The organism is Flavobacterium sp. HNIBRBA15423 (assembly GCF_052655965.1).
Genome location: NZ_CP199751.1, coordinates 2028947 through 2046635, shown reverse-complemented (window position 1 = coordinate 2046635; position 17689 = coordinate 2028947). Strand labels below are relative to the sequence as shown.

Below are 17689 nucleotides of genomic sequence, written 5' to 3'. Positions count from 1 at the left end.
AATTATTTAACAATTTCAGGGTTAATTACTTCAATTTCATTGATCGCTTTTAATTGAAGAATTTCAAGCTCTTTTTCTGCAATTTTAACGAGTTTACTTTTTTCTTCTTCAGAAAATAAGTCACTCATTTTATACTGTTGAATGCGAGCTTCCGCTTGATTTATTTGTGATTGGATTGATATTTTCATATTAACGTGTTTTAAAATATTGTAAAAGTTTGGTTTTGATTTTTGATTACTTCAGGGATTTGAACATTTTCCCTATGGCCGTTTTCTTTTGAGCTAGATCAGGATGGGAATACAAATTTAAAGTCGTAGTAATATTTGAATGGCCAAGCATCACGCTTGTAGTTTTAATATCGACACCTGCGTTTATGCACCTCGTTGCAAATGTGTGGCGAAGCCCATGGAACTTCATTATAGGTAAATCTAATTTACGCATATAACTATGATAGTACGCTCTGTAAGTACGTGGTTCTGTAGGCTTTTCTTCGTTGGTTAAAATAAAATTTTCAGAAGAAACTATTTTCATTAGTGGCTTTATTAGAAATAATAAGTCGGGACTTAAAGGAATTTGCCTATTACTATTTGCTGTCTTAGGATCATCAATTATCAATTCTGTTTTTCTTTTACCTTCTTGAACTATGTATATTCTCTGAATTGTTTTATTGACAGTAACTATCCCTTTTTCTAAATCAAAATCCTTCCATTGTAAAGCACAAACTTCACCTATCCTTATGCCTGTACTTATACATAGAAGAATTCCTAAGTTTCTAAAAGTGAAATTTTTCTTCGTGTGATTTATTAGCAAATTAGTTTGCGCTATTGAAAGAGTTTCGAATCCACCCTTTTTTTGCTCCAAAGGATAGACAATATCCCCATAATCAATATTATTATATAGTTTTCGTTTGCTTCCAAATTTAAGAACCATCTTAAGAACTATCAGAGTATCGCTAATAGTCTTATTACTCAGGCCATTTTTTGACTTTTTCAAAACATAATCCTGAACTAAATCTTCCTCGAATTCTTCTAGTTCTCCAAAAAAAGGCAACACATGATTTTGTAACAAAAGAGAGTAGGCCGAAATCGTAGATCTTTTTACAAATGCAGATTTATATTCAATAAACGCTGGTATTATTTCTTTAAGTTTCATAATTGTGAGCTTCTAAATTTTATTGAAAATTTGTTTTTTATTTTTAATATTAATTCTTTAGATTCATCATCCCATTTGCTTCCAGTTCGTTCTTCAAGACCATTACTTATATCATCTACAATGCCCAATTCATCTTCTATTAGTTTTGAAAACAATTGTTTGATTGCCGTCGTAAACTCATTTCCCGGCAACGAAATGAATTGATTTACTTTCGACATCAAAGACAATATTTCAGCTTCGGTTAATTTTTCTAAAGGATCGTTTTCGATAATTCTATTTATTAGTTCATCAACATGCGATGGATATAAAATATCAGTCAGACAATCTGTTCTCTTAAGCTTTAAAAAGCACCCATTTAATTGATCCTCAAATTCAGGATTATTTTTAATTGCAGTTCTTAACTTTCTATCAGCAATAGCAATGTCTTCTAAAAAAACCGTCGCATAACCAGCATTAGACATAATTCTTTGATTATTTTTTAATTTCATGTTTTTATAGATTTTTAAAAACTCCCTCCGAAGAGGGAGAGTGAAATTATTGTGTGTAAGTACACACGTAAAGGGTAAGAACGTACTAGATAATATTCAGGTTGTAAGCCTTTTTAGTGAGCGCTTGTTTAGTTTGGATGGATCCAAACTTTTCGTATAGCTCACGTTTTAATTTATGGAACGTACCTAAAGGCAGATCCAAATAATCAGCGATCACTTCGTTTGTTTTATCTGTAGTTAATAGCTGAGTTAATTTTATTTCGATATTCGAAAGTTTATTTCCATTTACAGTAGGAGGTGAGCAAAGGATATTTTCTCCAGGACAATTGCCTCTTTTTGGGCAATTCCAAAATTCTCCTTCCTGAAGCTTTCCATCTAATAAATCTGGTGAATAATCTATTCCGCCAAAACGACAACTCACATACTTTTCTAATTGTTTAAATCCTGAGTTTGGAAACCAATCCATTAATATTGCTTTTCCTTCAGGATTATTATCGATGGCTTCCTGAAGTATTGATATTACATTAAAAGGAGCTTCATAAAAGCTTTTTACTTGACCATTATTCACGAATTTTATTTCGCTTTGATGGTTGAAAAATTCGTAAGAGTTAGAGTCTAATAGACCTGGGATAATTTTGTCTTGCATGGCGTTATTTAATTGTCTTTTGTGTTTTCCTTGAGTTGATTTAAATCGGCCTGATATTCTTTAGACACTTCCACTAGTGCATTTAGAACATTTATCCTAGTGTTAGGATATTTAGTAACTCGATTTTTTATGTTACGAATGATTCCTGAACTTAAGGTCTCATCTTTAATTTTAGCCATCACTTTATCGACATAGTTTGATGGAAGATTATTTTCAATAATCTCATATGCCTTATCGATATGCAAGTGCATATCATTTTTTTTGTTTTTAATTATTATATTTGTCATAAAGTTTATATTTCTGTCACAAAGTAAACTAAAAAGTTTATTATAGCCAAAAAAATAAACTAAATAGTTTATGAAATAAATTAATTTATAATCATTCTAAATGAATTTTAAGGATAAAATAGAGTTGATATTAAAATCCAAGGCTATTAGTCAAAAGGATTTTGCTGATATGATAGGTGTAAATCATATTGTTTTTAACAGAAATCTTCAAGCTAATAATTTGACTGGAGATTTAATCAAGGCAATTGGCCTAAATACAGATGTAGATCTGAATTGGTTAGTTAAGAATGAAAAAGTAGATTTTGTAAACGAACCTTCTACGAATTATGAGGTAGGACCAATTGCTAGAATTAATAAAGTAATGGAGATTTTAAACGAACTAAAAGAAGAAATTAAAAGCAAAAAAGACACGTAACAGACACGTGTATTATATAACTAAGTGAAAGTTAGCTTGTTAAAAAGGGTTAAATAATCCTGACTGGGTCACTTGACGGGACAAAGAGGAAAATCCTTTTTGTCCCGTTTTTATTTTCATATAATTCTCTGTTGATATGATAGATAGCTTCTATAATTTCATTAACTCTAGTGGTTCGAAATGAAGAATTTTTAAAAATGTGATTTTTAGGAAAAGCCAATCAACTATACCTTAATATTCTGCTCAGTCCTTTTTAAATGTATTTGTTTATTTTTAGTAGAATATTGATGAACAAAATTCAACGAGCTTTCTACATCTTCCAAATCATTATTTTTTGTGATTAGTTTTGTTTTTGATTTAAATTTGATTGAAAGGATTGTTATATGTATACTTTTCATTTCAAGAGAATTATCTATTTTTTAATTTTTTAATCTTGTCTATTTTTTGAGCTAATAATCAATGTGATAGAGTTACGTATGTAAAAAACATTTATATAGATTTGAATTATTAATTTAATAAAAATAATATTTATGAAAACTCTAAAAAAAATTATATTAGTTTGTTTACTCTTCATAACTGTTGGAGCAATTGCACAAACTGATAAAGACAAAAAAATAATGAAAGATGCAACCAAAGCGAAAAATACGCTAATTGTTAAAGATGCAGGATTGGAAAAATTCTTTAATAATGCTTCTGGGTATGCCATTTTTCCGAATGTTGGAAAAGGAGGATTAATTGTTGGAGGAGCAAGCGGGAATGGAGTTCTTTACGAAAACGGAAAACCTGTAGGAATGACAGCATTAAAAAAATTAAATATTGGACTTCAAGCGGGTGGACAAGCGGTTATAGAAGTTATCTTTTTTGAAACCGATGCTGCATTGGCTAAATTTAAGGAAGGAAATTATGAGTTTTCTGCTGAAGCTTCTGCTGTTATTGCTGATGAAGGAAAATCTGAAAATGTCAATTATAATGATGGTGTTGTGGTTTTTGCTCTGCCTAAAGCTGGACTTATGGCTGATGCTTCTATTGGTGGACAGAAGTTTGAATATCATCCTTTTGAATAATGAAAAAGGATTGGTATTTAAAAGTTGGCACATGTTGTCAACTTTTTTTATTTAACCTCTTTTCGAAATATTTAGTTAACTCAAATTCATATAAAAAATACCTCTAATCTTTAAAAATTAGAGGTATTCAATCAACTCACTTATAAAAATTATATAAGCTTTATAATGAATCAATTTTTCTTTTTAACTCAATTTTATTTTTCTTCTTAATTGTCGATTTAAAATTACTTATTAATAAATATTGTAATTAACTCAAAAGAATAGTTTTTTGATGCAATTAAAATGGTTTAGTATTCTAAGTTTTTTTGAAGTTAATATTTTATCTGATTAGATTAACTAGTCTTGTTTTATATATTAAAATTTGGGTATAACATAAATCTTAAAAAGAAATGGATATTCCAACTATAAAAAACGAAGACCAATATGTGGCACTCCGAGAAAAAGGTTACAGCAAACAAAATGCTGCACGAATAGCTAATTCACCCAATGCAGGTAAAAAAGGAGGTATGGCAAAACCTTATGAAAAGTGGACTAGAACCGAATTATATGACCAAGCCAAAAACGTAGGTATTAAAGGACGCTCCAAGATGAATAAAGCAGAACTTATACATAGCTTAAGAAACAACTAGAGATAATCCCAATTTTAAATAATACTAAAAATTTGATAATGAATATTATAAAGCCTAAAATCATACAACAAATCTTTATGCTTCTCTTGATTGTTTTAATTGGTGTTATAATCTTTAGAGAGATGATTCTATACTTGTCAGGTATATTGGGAGCTATAACTATTTATGTGCTTCTAAGAAATATTATGGCTAAACTTGTATATAAAGGGTGGCGACCTGAATTTGCGGCTGGATTTCTTATGTTCTTATCTTTTATCACCATTCTGGTTCCAGTAACTGGAGCTATACTAATGTTAAGTAATAAAGTAGAAAAAGCGTCTGATAATGCTAAAAAAGTCTTTGAAGTTATTAAAATACGACTTGAAGATTGGGAAAATTATTTTGGGTTTCATTTTGCTGATAATATTGATTCTTCAGACATCTCCAGTAAGTTAACTGAAAACATATCCATCATCGCTGGGAGTGCTTTTAATACGTTTATAGCTATTTCTATTATGTATTTTTTGCTATATTATATGTTTACCAATCGCAAACTATTTCGTGAGACTTTAATTGAATATATTCCTATTAGCAAAGAAAATCTAAAATTATTAGGTAATGAAGTTCAAGAAATGGTGCGTGCCAATGCATTAGGGATTCCTTTGGTTGCTATTGCCCAAGGCATTGTTGCTTTGATAGGATTTTTAATTTTTGGCATTGAAAGTCCGTTTTTTTGGGCTGTAGCTGTAACAATAGGATCTATGATTCCATTTGTAGGTAATTTTTTAGGTACCATTCCTGTTTTCATATTAACACTATCCAATGGAGATACAGTTCAAGCTTGGGGGATTTTAATATACGGTATTGTAATAGTAGGCATTACTGATAATATTATTCGTTTATACGTTTTACGACGATTAGATAATGTCCATCCATTAATTACTCTTATTGGAGTTATTATTGGCATCCCTTTATTTGGTTTTATAGGTTTAATTTTTGGACCTCTATTAATTAGTTTGTTCTTAATAATTGTTCGTATTTATAGAAAAGAATATGTTCAAGAAAACAATTTGGGATAGATTATATGTAGTTTCTGTTTTTCTATGAAACAATGAATTTCCTAAACTAACTAGCGATAGCGTTAAAATAGAATTTTTTCGGGTCATCCTTAATCATTATTTTATCTCAACTTTGTTAAACAGGCAACAAAATTTTTATTTTGTATGTTATTAAATGATAAAAAAATAAAGAAATGAAAAAAGAATTTGCAGAACACGAGATGGATAATATTAAAATTTATCAAGATAAAGGCTATACATGTAATTTTCATTTTGAAAAGGGTAAACTCATTAATAGTGAAACAAAAAATGAGTACTTTCCAAATGATATTTTCATTCTTGCTGAACACAGGTATGAAGGGATGAGTGATCCTTCTGATATGTCAATTTTGTATATTATTGAAACAAGTAAAGGTGAAAAAGGTACTTTCTTAATGGGTTATGGACCAAGTGCTGATTTGGAGGTTGCAGATTTCTTTAAGAAAATACCAGAAAAGAATGTTTCTAAGGAAGAAAACATAAATGAGAACGACTCATCTTCTTAAATGTTATTTAGTCATGATTCTTTTGGATTTACCCTGATTTATCTTCAAAATGAAAGTTTTAGATATTTTTTTAAACAATGTTGTTTGTTAATGATGAAAGAATGAAAATAGGATTGAAAAGATATTTAGCTATAAATTTTTGTTTCTGAAGTTTGAAATATTTAGTTAACGATGAAAGAAAGAGAAATAAACATAAAATTAGAAGATATGATACTTAATTATGAAAAATGTATAAAAGCATGTCAGCAATGCTTAATTGATTGTCAAAATTGTCTTATTCAAATGTTAGGTAAAGAAAGCATAAATGATTGTCCTAAATGTTGTTTATTATGTATAGATGCCTGTTCAATTTGTATTAAATTTATGATTGCCTATGGACCTTTAACCAAAGAGTATTGTTTATTATGTGCACAAATATGTGAATGGTGTGCTAAACAATGCGAGCAACATAATCATGAACATTGTAAAGTATGTGCTGCTTCGTGTCTTACTTGTGCTAAAGAATGTCGTGAAATGGCTGCTTAAAAAAACTTTATTATTAATTATATTCCAATTTTTTCTTCAGAAATTACAAAATCTTGAAAATTTACTCTACTTTTTTCATCATAGATGTATTCCAGGCTTTTAGTTAATAAATATTTTAACTTCTCAAAAGAGTTGGGTTTTACTAAGTATAGATTAGCCCCTTTTTTTTGTAATTCATTAGTGATAGATACATCGGCATAAGTAGAGTAAATAATTATGGGAATGTTAGAAAATTTTGGTTCGTTTCTAATATCAATTAAGCATTCTTCACCATTCATTAAAGGCATATTTAAATCTAAATAAATAACATTAGGTAATTTATCTGCCTTTAAAAGATTATCCATAAGCGTTACACCATTGTCAAAATCTTCAATGATAACGTTCTCTATCTCATCTAAGGCTTCTTTAAATAGCATACGATCTTCTTTATCATCATCTGCCAAAAAAATTAAGAGAGTTTGTAATAGCATAATTATATTCTTAAAAATGGTTTGTAAAGATTAATTTTTATTAAATAAAAACCCGTTGGGTGTAATTATTAAAAACGTCAGTTTGAGTGTTCTGATGATAATCGAGATGTGTCGAGAATTGTTTTTAATGAAACTTTTCTTGTTCACAATCCGATTTTCTATCAAAAATCACTCCAACTGACGAAAAATCATTCTCAAAAATTAATTACATTCAACGGGTTAAATAAGATATAATTTATAGCCATATTTTAGTAAGTTAATTAATTATATCGTAAAATTCGTTTTATTTTTAATACTTAAAATTTAATTATAACTGATTACTATATTTTTCAATAAAGGTGTATTTAATAAGCAAGCAGTTCGTTTTAAATTAATCTAGAGGTCTTCGCCCAGAAATTATATTATATAAAATAGCTATAATAGCAATTACTAAAAGTACATGTAGTAAACTGCCTGTAGCCATACCTTCTACTATCCCAAAAAATCCTAAAATCCAAATAATTATACATATAACTGCAATTAGCCAAAGAATACTTCTCATAATAATAAAGTTTAATTAGTTTTTAAATTTATGTACGGTATTTTAAACTAAAACACCTTTCGTACTATAAAGATAAAGGTTGTAAATAATTCCATTTAACTCAATTGCATTTAATTTTAACTCTATCTGTTTGTGTGCTGTAAATACTAAGAGTGATGACCTATTAAAAATATGTACTAATTATTTATCAAATATCTGTCAGAATAAATTTTTGTAAACTGTGCACCAAAAAAAAGAATCAAACTGGTATAAGAGGTCCAGAGCATTACAATAATTATAGATCCCGCAGCACCATAGGTGGATCCAGGTTCTGCTTTCCCAAAATAAAAGGCAAGAATATATTTACCTAAAATAAAGAAAAAGGTTGTTAATGCTGCACCAACTTTTACAGCTTTCCATTTTATAGAAGTACTTGGTAAATATTTAAACATGGCAGCAAACAAAAAATAGATAAAAACCATAGACAGTACTATATCTATAATGTATGCAAAATCTAAAATTTCACTTGAAAATAAATAAGATATTCTATTGGCAAATGTAGTAAGCAAAGCCGTTAACATAAAACTTATTAGAAGAAGAAATCCAAAAATCAAAATGAATCCAAAACTTTTTAGTCTACCTAATAGAGTGGTTATTATTTCGTTTGAAAACGTTTGTTTTTTTTCCCAAATATCATCTAATACATTTTGTAACTGATAGAAAACGCCTGTAGCTCCATACAATAAAATACTTATACCTAAAATCGTAGCGAATATAGATGTTGATTTATCACCTTTTTTATTAACCATTTTTAAAATTGATGTAGCAGTGTCAGTGCCTAAAGCAGTTGATATTTCTGAATATAGTTCACCTTTAACTAGATCTTCTCCCCAAATGGTGCCAACTAAGTTTAATATTATAATGAGCAACGCAGGTAGAGATAATATTGCGTAATAGGCAACAATAGCACCTAATTTAAAAGGATCTTTTTTCATCCAAGCCTTATACGTCTTAATTAATAAATTAGGCATATGTTTAAGCTTAAATGTATCTGGATTTTTTAAGTCTTTATCTTGATGGTTCATAAAATATTTTTTTTAAAATAAAATAATTTCTGTAATAATGTTTAATAGAATCAGAAAAATAATTAACGCTAATGATTTATCCTAGTCAGATAAATCTAAAAAGTGTTTTAGCGAAAAGGTTCTTTTGTTTAGAAAAAATCACCCACATTTTAACACCTTTGATGGTTATGATTCTACTCTTTTGAGAAAATTAAAAATCATTAAAATTATATAAAGTAATTAAAAAATAATGTAACAAAACATTTCACCTCTTAATGCATCTTTGTTAATACAATATTTAATGAATAAAAAGACAAGCTGAAGATTTAAATTTAAAGATAAAAGTTATTTATAAACGATATTCAAATTTTTAAAATTTTATTACGTAGTTACATATTCAAATATCAAATTTAGTTGGCGCTAATTAAATGCAGTAGTAATTTAATTTACTGATTTATAAAAACAAACAAACAAATCTTTTTTTAACAATTTAAAAAAATAAGCATGAAAACAGTATTAATAACTTCAAATTCTCTTTCTATTATTTTTAATCAAATTCAAGCAGAATTGGGTGGAAAAATTGAAATAAAATCTAAAGAATACAAATTAGAACTAAATAATGAAATTGGTAAAGGGTTTATTTCAGGAGTTTCTGTAGAAAATGCTATTATTTATATGGAATATGATATCATGTTTAATGTCGATGTGTCATTTTTGAATAAACTTAGTGACACCAGTTCAATTTATTTTGGATATTGTTCCAAAGGACATGTTAAGCAAAGTTTTAGAGGAAATGATAACGAAAACAGATTAGGCCAATTTCAAACGGGTATTTTTTCCAATTCTTCAGAAAACAATACTTTTTTCAATTTTGAAAAAAATAAAAAGATAGAATTCTCCATGGTTATTGTAGATGTTTTATCAGTTTCTGATAAAGAATTAAAAAATCAATTAAAAACCACATTCATTCTTGATGAGATGAATAGTGTTTTCTCATACATAGGTTCTTTCAATTTGAAAATTGTAGAAAAAATAAATCATCTTAAAGCTCTTAATCAAAAGGGATTGGTTAGAAATTTACTCATTAATAGTGTTGTTTATTTAATTCTCGCTCTAGAAATTGAACAACATAAAAATGATTTAAGTAAAGCCATGACTAATTGTTATTCGCTTACTCAAACAGATATGGAAGCAGTTAAAGAAATAACTGAACATATAAGAAGCGCTCCAGAAATTCAATATAGTTTAAAATATTTAAGTAGAAAATCTGGTTTATCACCTTTCAAATTACAAGAGGGTTTTAAAATAATGCATAACAGAACAGTTACAGATTTTATAAGAAATATAAGAATTGAAGTAGCCGAAAACTTAATAAGAACAACAGAATTAAATATTTCAGAAATTGTTTATACAGTAGGTCTCACAAGTAGAAGTTACTTTTCTAAAATTTTTAAAGAAAAATATAATTGTAGTCCTAAACATTATCAAAACCATCAAAATCTTTTAACTCTTAAAGCTTAAATAAGAATGTAATTTAAATGAGTTAATTTTTCATTTAAAAGAATCAATACCTAAAGAGTTTCATCTTTAAATTACATTCATAAATTTTTCATCATAAACTTAAAATTAAATTATTATGAATACTTGGACAGAAACAATGGGTAATAAATTAAATGATCTTTTAGAAAAAACCAATGATGCTGAAAAAGGTTTTAGGAAGGCAACAGAGAATACAAATCACACATATTTAAAAAAATATTTTCAAAATAAAGCTCAAGAGCGTAATGAGTTTGGAAATGAATTAAAATTAGAAATTACTTCTTTGGGTGAAGAGATTGAAAAAGAAGGGAGTTTTACTGGTGCTGCACATCGTGCGTGGATGGATATAAAAGCTCTTTTTTCATTGGATAGCGATGAATCAACGCTAAAAGAAGCTCTTAAAGGTGAAAAGGCAGCTTTGGAAGAGTATGATGAAATTCTTAATGAAACTTCATTACCTTACAGTACACAAAGCGTATTGCTTAAACAAAGAGAAGCAATTGCTAAAGACCTTAATACTATCAAAAGATTAGAAGATATCCGTTAATTTGATATGACATGTATTATTCTAAAAGAGGGAAGCGAAATACTTCTCTTTTTTACATTAATATATTTATCGGTTATATTCAAAACTCAGAGTTTAGTAAAAATAATTCTTGTTTCGTAAAAGTGAAGTTTATAATTAAACCCATAGCAATTAATATGAATGCTAAAAATCTTAAAACATTAGCCATTATAGGTAGTGGAGCTTCAGTAGTGTATTTGCTGAAACACATACAGGATAATTGTGTGCAGTTATCTTCAATATGGCAGGAGATTACTATTTTTGAGAAGGATTCTGTAGTAGGTATGGGTATGCCTTATAATTCCAAAACAACCGATACCTATAATTTATCCAATATTTCATCTGAGGAAATACCTGAATTAAAAATCAGTTTTGCAAATTGGCTAAAACAAGAAAAACCAGAAGTATTAAAAACGTGGGGAATAGTCCAAGAGGAAGTTAGTGATAAAAAAACATATAGTAGACTTGCATTGGGTAAATATTTAAATAATCAATTTGAAGAGATAGTATGCACTATTGAACAGAAAGGGATTAAAATTTCAATTCACACAAATACGCATGTAACAGATATAAAAGACATCCCAAAAGATAATAATGTACAACTTACAGCTCATACAGGAAATACTTTTATTTTTAATAAGGTGCTAATAGTGACTGGACATCACTCGCCCGAAAAGGATGACTTAGTAAACGCTTATTTTAAATCGCCATGGCCAATATTTAAAATTTTACCAAAATCAAAAACCTATTATAATTTTACCATAGGTATTTTAGGAGCGTCATTAAGTGCTGTTGATGTAGTTACTTCATTAGCACATAGGCATGGAACTTTTGTAAATAAAGGCAGTCAATTAAAATTCAACCTAGAAAAAGATGCTAATAATTTTAAAATTGTTATGCATGATGCTAATGGTTGGCTTCCTCATCTTCAATATGAGCAAAAGGAACCTTTCAGGAAAATTTATCGACATACTGATAGAAAAAGCATGCTTGATTTGATAGATAATGAGGGCTATTTACGATTAGAAACTTATTTTGATATCATTTGCAGACCTGTTTTAAAGAAAGCATTTTTAGCAAATGATCTTTCTGATTTAGCAAGTTTTTTATCTGACCCTAATTTTAAGTTAGGAGACTTTATCGAAAAAATGAGTGAACGTCATCATTATGATAATGCCTTTGAAGGGATGAGAAATGAAATACTGCCTGCCAAAAAATATTTACAAGAAGATACACCCATTTATTGGAAAGAAGCGTTAGACGACTTGATGTTTACTTTAAATTGGCATGCGGAACTTTTACCTGCTGAAGACCATCTTTATTTTCACACTAAAGTTTCACCCTTTTTAATGAATGTTATTTCAGCACTTCCTTTAGATTCTGCTAAAATACTTTTGGCTTTGTATGATGTTGGGGTTTTGGATTTAGTTGCTGGTAAAATTACTCAGATTACTTCAGAAAACGAAGAAACTAAAGTAACGGTAGAGCAAAAAGATACAACCGTTAGTTTATCCTATAAAATGTTTGTTGAATGTGCAGGTGACAAGATTATAAATATCGAAAATTATCCATTTCAAACACTGGTAAATCAAAATGTGGTTAGGGCGGCAAGAGCAAATTATGTTAATAAAAAAATTAGTTCAGAAGTTTTAAAATCAGATGCGGGAATCTTTAAAAAAAAGGAGGGATTTCTTCGTCAATTAGATGGAATAGATATTGATCCAAGTTTTAGGGTAATTAATGAAAATGGAAAAGCAAGCAACCGAATTTTTGATTTGACTTTTACCCATCTTTCTGGTTTACGACCTTATTCATACGGACTTCAAGCATGTAATGCAACGGCAGCTATTTTTATTAATGCCATGATAACATATGGAGATCAGATAAATTATGATGCTTTAAAAATTGAAGAGGTATCAAAATTATATACTTCCATTTAGATTTTTCAATTATATATCATATGGGGCAATAATTTTATTTTTAGGATTAGTCACTTGCAATTTTTCAAAATACCTTTAGAGAAATAATTATAAAAAAATAAAACATGAAAACATTAAAAGATTTATTCGAACATCAGTTAAAAGATTTATTTAGTGCAGAAAGCCAATTAATAGACGCACTTCCTAAAGTGGCAAATAAAGCAAGTGATAGTAAATTAAAGAAAGCTTTTGAAAATCACTTAGAAGAAACGAAAGAGCAAAAAAAACGACTTCAAGAAATTTGTGATGAGTTAGAAATATCACCAAAAGGAGAAACATGTAAGGCAATGAAAGGCTTAATTAGTGAAACGGAAAGCTTTATAGAAGAAGCTGGTAATAATGAAATTATGGATGCAGGTCTTATTGCAGAAGCGCAACGCATTGAACATTATGAAATTGCAGGATACGGTACAGCTGTTCGTTATGCCAAAGAATTAGGTTATGATAATATAGCAAGTAAGTTGCAGAAAACTTTGGATGAAGAATATGATGCAAATGGTAAGTTGAATAAATTAGCTGAAAACAAGCTTAATAAAAAAGCTGTTAGTTAAGCAACATAATTCAAATACTTTGCTGTCTATAAATTAATTGCGGTTTAAATAATCTCTAATTAATTTATAGGCAGTTTATGCTATTATTCAAGTTTTTAGTAACTGATTTTAAGACAAAAATTAAAAACAATTTAAAAATTAGACAAAATTATGTCAATTACAGTAGTTCGTAAAAATCTATATTTCAAGCCAGATTCAAGTAGGGTAGTAGCCCGGTTTTTTAATAATGGTGATGCTAGAACCATTAATTTAGTACACCGCATTATGAGTTTAAACGAAGTTCAGGTTAAACATGAACTTGAAATAACTCTTAAAGAGTTTTTGGGCAGGCACAGAAATATTTCAAATATTTTTTTAAAGCACTTTAATAACTACGAGAATCTAATAGAATCCATGGGGATTGATCATGAAAAATTTTCTTTAGAACGAAAACTTTTAATAGGCTCTTATAGTACATTGGAATATTCGGTAGAGGCCTCCGCTTTGTTTAACCCGTCTATTGTTGAAGATTTCGATCAGTCATTTTTGGCTGAAGGAGAAAAAAGGGTCATAATATCCTTTAGAGCTACTGGAGAAGGTCATTTGTCCTCTATAGTTTTTAGGAAAGGCATTTTGGATGCTTCCAATAATTTACAAATGCAGAATGTTCACAAACACATCGATCTTCCAAACATTACAAATAAAAAAACGTATAACAAAAAACGATTTATGAAAAAAATGGAGGAAATGAATATTCCAAAAAAATATTCTTCAACCATTATGAATTCATTATCAGACAGATTTGAATATTTTGCTTTGAAAGAAGCCGTTAGAGACGTATTAAAGCTGGATATTGATGAACAAAGGAGAAAAGCACTCAAGGAAATGACCTGGCTGGTTGATTCTTATTATGATATTGAATTTCATTCAGATTCCAATATTTCAGAACGCGCTATTTTTCCCATTTCATCCGCAGAAAGCAAAGGAATTGAAGATGCTAGATTTGTGCGTTTTACAGAAGATGATGGTACTGAAAAAATATATGCCACTTACACGGCTTATGACGGTTACACCATTCTTCCCAAACTATTGTCAACAAACGATTTTATAAATTTTAGAGTTATGCCCATGCATGGTCATGGAGCCCAAAACAAAAATTTCGCACTTTTTCCTCGTAAGGTAAAAGGAAAATATGCCATGTTGGCAAGAATTGATGGCGTTAATAATTATCTTTTTTATTCTGATAGAATCACCTTATGGAATAATCCCATAAAAATCCAGGAACCTAAATTCCCATGGGAGTTTACACAAATAGGAAATTGTGGCTCACCCATTTACACAGATCATGGTTGGTTGTTAATTACCCATGGTGTGGGAGCAATGAGACGTTATTGTATAGGTGTTTCATTATTAGATTTAGAAGATCCAACTAAAGAGATTGGTAGGTTAAAAGAACCTCTTCTTTCTCCTTTGGAAGAAGAAAGAGAAGGTTATGTACCAAATGTTGTGTATTCCTGTGGTAGCATCATACATAATAACCATTTAATCTTACCCTATGCTGTATCCGATTATTCATCTTCATACGTTACTGTTAATTTGGATGATCTATTAACAGCTCTTAAAACAAAAGATTAATTGGCATTTTTTAGATGTCATTGAGGAAGTGCCAAATTTAAGCTATTTCCTCAAAAGCTAATCGAGCTAGTAAATAACTAACAGTAGATTCTGCCCCTTGGTTCAAATTAACATTATGTGTTTCAAGACCATCATGACAGCCTCCTGTACAAGGATTGTAAATTATTTGTTTTAATTGGTTGTTACCAAGAAACCAGCTAAAAGCTATTTCCATCTGGGTATCGTAACCTTCTAAAGGGAAAATAAAATTAAATTGTTTTAAGGCTAATATGGTGTATGTTACATCAATGGGTTGTTCTCCTCCAATATAGGCTAATTTTTCATCAGATCCTTTTATTAACCAGTTTTGATTGCATATGACCTTAATTGAATCTTCGTTAAAAGTTTTAGAAAGTAAAAAATCAAAAGATTCTTTCGCTATGATCTTGAATTTTGTTTTCTCAGTAGCTTTCCAAGCAAATAATAATGCTTCGGGTAATACACCATTAGCATAAGTAAGATAAGGTTCATACCAATTCCAATTAGCTTCAGAATGAAATTCATATAAATCTACAAGCTTGTTAGCCATATTATCTATAGATGAGGTTATTTTCTTACTATTCAATTTCGTATTAAAGTAGTATAGACCTTTTATAATAAAGGCGATGGCTCTAGGGGATTTAAAATGTTGCATTGGTAATTGAAACTGATTGATTGCCCATTTCATATTTTGAAGGAGGGTTATATCTAAATCAATTGCTTCTTCCATTAATGAATAAGCATTGCCTAAAGACCAAATGGCTCTTCCATTAGCATCTTCTAAATTTTCTCCATCATTCTGCTTGGTGAATTTTTTATCTTTATCCACATAATTTAAAAATAAACCATTGGAACGTTGGCACTTTAAAATGAAATTGATGTAAGTCTTTATCAATTTTAAATCTGATGGATTTTGCGTTAATTTGTAATGTTCGCAAACAGCTATAAGCGCTCTGGCATTATCATCTACTGTGTACCCAGAGTTTAAATCTGGTGTATTGATAATTGAAAATTGGATGATACCAACATCTGTGGTCATTGCTTTTATATGATCCAGGTTGATTTGTGGTTTTTTATATTTCAATGTTAAAGGTTTTTTTATTTCCTTAGAAAAAACATGGGCATGAGCTATGGCTGCATTTTCCCAAGAGGTGGCAGATGAAGCATGCAATCCTTTCAATTTCATGTCATTTCTAAGATTTTTATTGTTTAATAATTTATTCACCTCCTTGGACAATTGTTGAGAGTTACCAAAATCAAAAAGAACACCATTTCCATTTTGTAAAACTTCATTGGCATGTGGAATAGGTGTAGATATGATAGGACAACCACAACTTACAGCATAAGAAAATGTACCACTTACTGCTTGGTTTGGATCTTTTGAAGTAAATATATAACAGTCAGATAGTTGCAAGTATTCAAGTAATTCTGAAAGAGGGACAAATTCATTAATAAATTTAACGTGGTCTTTTAATTTTAATGCTTCAACTTTTCTCTCTAAAGAATGCATATATGCACTACCTTCTTTATTAAAAAGAGTTGGATGTGTTTTTCCTATAACTAAGAAAATAATGTTAGAGTGTTCTTTTATAATGTCGGGTAAAGCATCCAAAGTAGTTTCTATGCTTTTTCCTGGACCCAAAAAACCAAAAGTTGATATCACTTTTCTTCCCAATAAATTATATTTTTCTTTCAGAATCGATTTTTTCTTGTGTTTTACTAAATGGGTTCCATGGGGGATAATCTCTATTTTTTTTGAATCTATCCCATAAGTGTTTACTAGTAATTCAAATGAAGATTTTGTCATAACCGTAATTACTTTGGCGATTGATGCTAAAGTTTTAACATATGTTTCTAATGCCATGTTAGGTTTTGGTAATACGGTATGAAATGCAAGTGTTATTGGTTTGTTGAGGCTTCTTAAAAAGTTTATAAATGCCTCTTCATTATTTTTAAATAAACCAAACTCGTGTTGAACCATAACAAGTTCTATGTCTTCATCAGCATTTATCTTATTGGAAATTGAAATAAATGATTCTAAATTGTCTGTATTTAATACCAAATCAACATCTTCTTTGTTGTAAGCATGGCTTTCCTCATTTGATTCTATGGCACATATCTTTGTTACAAAACAGTTTTCGTATGTGTTGTCAAGCGCATTTTTTAAATCATGAGTGTAAGTTGCTATACCACATTGTCTCGGAGAATATGTTGATAGCATTAAAATTTTAGGTAAGCGTTTAAGCTTATTATCATTATAACTAATTCTGTCTCTTAAACCTGCCTTTTTATCAATATAGGACTTATTGTTAGTTGGATTTTTAATATTTATATTACTTATCATAGTTTGAAGATTTGTTTTTGTTTATATCATGGCTACTATTTAATTCCTTATTAGAGTTCACCATTTAGCTAAGTTAAATTTTAAAAAAGGGTATCATTACTCTTAAAAAGTAATTTCTTAACCCAATCAGTTAAGTTATATATTTTTTGCATTTTGTAATATTTAAAAAACAAACTATTTTATTGGATTAATTTTTAATTTAATAGCGTTTACGATTTACATATTATAGTTTTTAAT

At 29.0% G+C, this 17689-nt stretch carries 20 protein-coding genes; 11 read left to right on the top strand and 9 right to left on the bottom strand.

Going from position 1 to position 17689, the window contains the following annotated elements; all coding sequences use genetic code 11:
- Positions 1–2: 2 nt before the first annotated feature.
- The 5 genes from ACULEV_RS09295 to ACULEV_RS09275 form a co-directional block, all read right to left on the bottom strand.
- Positions 3–188 carry a hypothetical protein gene (locus ACULEV_RS09295; RefSeq protein ID WP_445458396.1) on the bottom strand — a complete coding sequence of 62 codons (186 nt, stop codon included), beginning with the start codon at positions 186–188 and terminating at the stop codon, positions 3–5.
- A gap of 46 nt (positions 189–234) precedes the next feature.
- Positions 235–1152, bottom strand: coding sequence for a tyrosine-type recombinase/integrase (locus ACULEV_RS09290; protein WP_445458395.1), 918 nt, complete (start codon positions 1150–1152; stop codon positions 235–237).
- Entirely contained in the window at positions 1149–1640 is a 492-nt protein-coding gene (locus ACULEV_RS09285; RefSeq protein ID WP_445458394.1) for a hypothetical protein, read from the bottom strand. The genes ACULEV_RS09290 and ACULEV_RS09285 overlap by 4 nt, the downstream gene beginning before the upstream one ends.
- Before the next feature lie 85 nt (positions 1641–1725).
- Complete coding sequence (locus tag ACULEV_RS09280; protein ID WP_445458393.1) at positions 1726–2286, bottom strand: helix-turn-helix transcriptional regulator; 561 nt, start codon at positions 2284–2286, stop codon at positions 1726–1728.
- Positions 2287–2294: 8 nt separating this feature from the next.
- Entirely contained in the window at positions 2295–2537 is a 243-nt protein-coding gene (locus tag ACULEV_RS09275) for a hypothetical protein (protein ID WP_445458392.1), read from the bottom strand.
- Positions 2538–2673: 136 nt separating this feature from the next.
- Here ACULEV_RS09275 and ACULEV_RS09270 point away from each other — a divergent pair, with 136 nt between their 5' ends.
- From ACULEV_RS09270 to ACULEV_RS09245, 6 genes are all read left to right on the top strand, one after another.
- Positions 2674–2988 (top strand): hypothetical protein, encoded by a 315-nt coding sequence (locus ACULEV_RS09270; protein ID WP_445458391.1) that lies wholly within the window; start codon positions 2674–2676, stop codon positions 2986–2988.
- Between the two features lie 530 nt (positions 2989–3518).
- Positions 3519–4052, top strand: coding sequence for a lipid-binding SYLF domain-containing protein (locus ACULEV_RS09265; protein ID WP_445458390.1), 534 nt, complete (start codon positions 3519–3521; stop codon positions 4050–4052).
- A 389-nt stretch (positions 4053–4441) separates the two neighbouring features.
- The gene (locus tag ACULEV_RS09260; RefSeq protein ID WP_445458389.1) at positions 4442–4681 is read left to right on the top strand and encodes a Rho termination factor N-terminal domain-containing protein; all 240 of its coding nucleotides are present in this window, start codon (positions 4442–4444) and stop codon (positions 4679–4681) included.
- A 38-nt stretch (positions 4682–4719) separates the two neighbouring features.
- Positions 4720–5739, top strand: a complete 1020-nt coding sequence (locus ACULEV_RS09255; RefSeq protein WP_445458388.1) for an AI-2E family transporter — start codon at positions 4720–4722, stop codon at positions 5737–5739.
- Positions 5740–5912: 173 nt separating this feature from the next.
- Positions 5913–6263 (top strand): hypothetical protein, encoded by a 351-nt coding sequence (locus tag ACULEV_RS09250; protein WP_445458387.1) that lies wholly within the window; start codon positions 5913–5915, stop codon positions 6261–6263.
- Positions 6264–6434: 171 nt separating this feature from the next.
- The gene (locus ACULEV_RS09245) at positions 6435–6788 is read left to right on the top strand and encodes a four-helix bundle copper-binding protein (RefSeq protein ID WP_445458386.1); all 354 of its coding nucleotides are present in this window, start codon (positions 6435–6437) and stop codon (positions 6786–6788) included.
- Positions 6789–6805: 17 nt separating this feature from the next.
- Here ACULEV_RS09245 and ACULEV_RS09240 read toward each other — a convergent pair whose 3' ends face one another.
- The 3 genes from ACULEV_RS09240 to ACULEV_RS09230 form a co-directional block, all read right to left on the bottom strand.
- On the bottom strand, positions 6806–7258 hold the full coding sequence (locus tag ACULEV_RS09240) for a response regulator (RefSeq protein ID WP_445458385.1): 453 nt from the start codon (positions 7256–7258) through the stop codon (positions 6806–6808).
- A 370-nt stretch (positions 7259–7628) separates the two neighbouring features.
- Positions 7629–7799 carry a lmo0937 family membrane protein gene (locus ACULEV_RS09235; protein WP_445458384.1) on the bottom strand — a complete coding sequence of 57 codons (171 nt, stop codon included), beginning with the start codon at positions 7797–7799 and terminating at the stop codon, positions 7629–7631.
- A 176-nt stretch (positions 7800–7975) separates the two neighbouring features.
- Positions 7976–8863: a YihY/virulence factor BrkB family protein gene (locus ACULEV_RS09230; protein ID WP_445458383.1), complete on the bottom strand. Its 888-nt coding sequence runs from the start codon at positions 8861–8863 to the stop codon at positions 7976–7978.
- A 483-nt stretch (positions 8864–9346) separates the two neighbouring features.
- Between ACULEV_RS09230 and ACULEV_RS09225 the strand changes: the two genes are divergently transcribed.
- The 5 genes from ACULEV_RS09225 (at position 9347) to ACULEV_RS09205 (ending at position 15090) form a co-directional block, all read left to right on the top strand.
- Positions 9347–10363: a helix-turn-helix domain-containing protein gene (locus ACULEV_RS09225; protein ID WP_445458382.1), complete on the top strand. Its 1017-nt coding sequence runs from the start codon at positions 9347–9349 to the stop codon at positions 10361–10363.
- Positions 10364–10478: 115 nt separating this feature from the next.
- A complete protein-coding gene (locus ACULEV_RS09220; RefSeq protein WP_445458381.1) occupies positions 10479–10928 on the top strand; it encodes a ferritin-like domain-containing protein in 450 nt (149 codons plus the stop codon).
- A gap of 122 nt (positions 10929–11050) precedes the next feature.
- Positions 11051–12886: an FAD/NAD(P)-binding protein gene (locus tag ACULEV_RS09215; RefSeq protein ID WP_445458380.1), complete on the top strand. Its 1836-nt coding sequence runs from the start codon at positions 11051–11053 to the stop codon at positions 12884–12886.
- A gap of 104 nt (positions 12887–12990) precedes the next feature.
- Entirely contained in the window at positions 12991–13476 is a 486-nt protein-coding gene (locus tag ACULEV_RS09210; RefSeq protein WP_445458379.1) for a YciE/YciF ferroxidase family protein, read from the top strand.
- A gap of 393 nt (positions 13477–13869) precedes the next feature.
- Positions 13870–15090: a glycoside hydrolase family 130 protein gene (locus ACULEV_RS09205; RefSeq protein WP_445458378.1), complete on the top strand. Its 1221-nt coding sequence runs from the start codon at positions 13870–13872 to the stop codon at positions 15088–15090.
- A 37-nt stretch (positions 15091–15127) separates the two neighbouring features.
- On the opposite strand, the gene ACULEV_RS09200 is transcribed toward ACULEV_RS09205, so the two are convergent.
- Positions 15128–17452, bottom strand: a complete 2325-nt coding sequence (locus ACULEV_RS09200; RefSeq protein WP_445458377.1) for a glycosyltransferase — start codon at positions 17450–17452, stop codon at positions 15128–15130.
- Positions 17453–17689 lie beyond the last annotated feature (237 nt).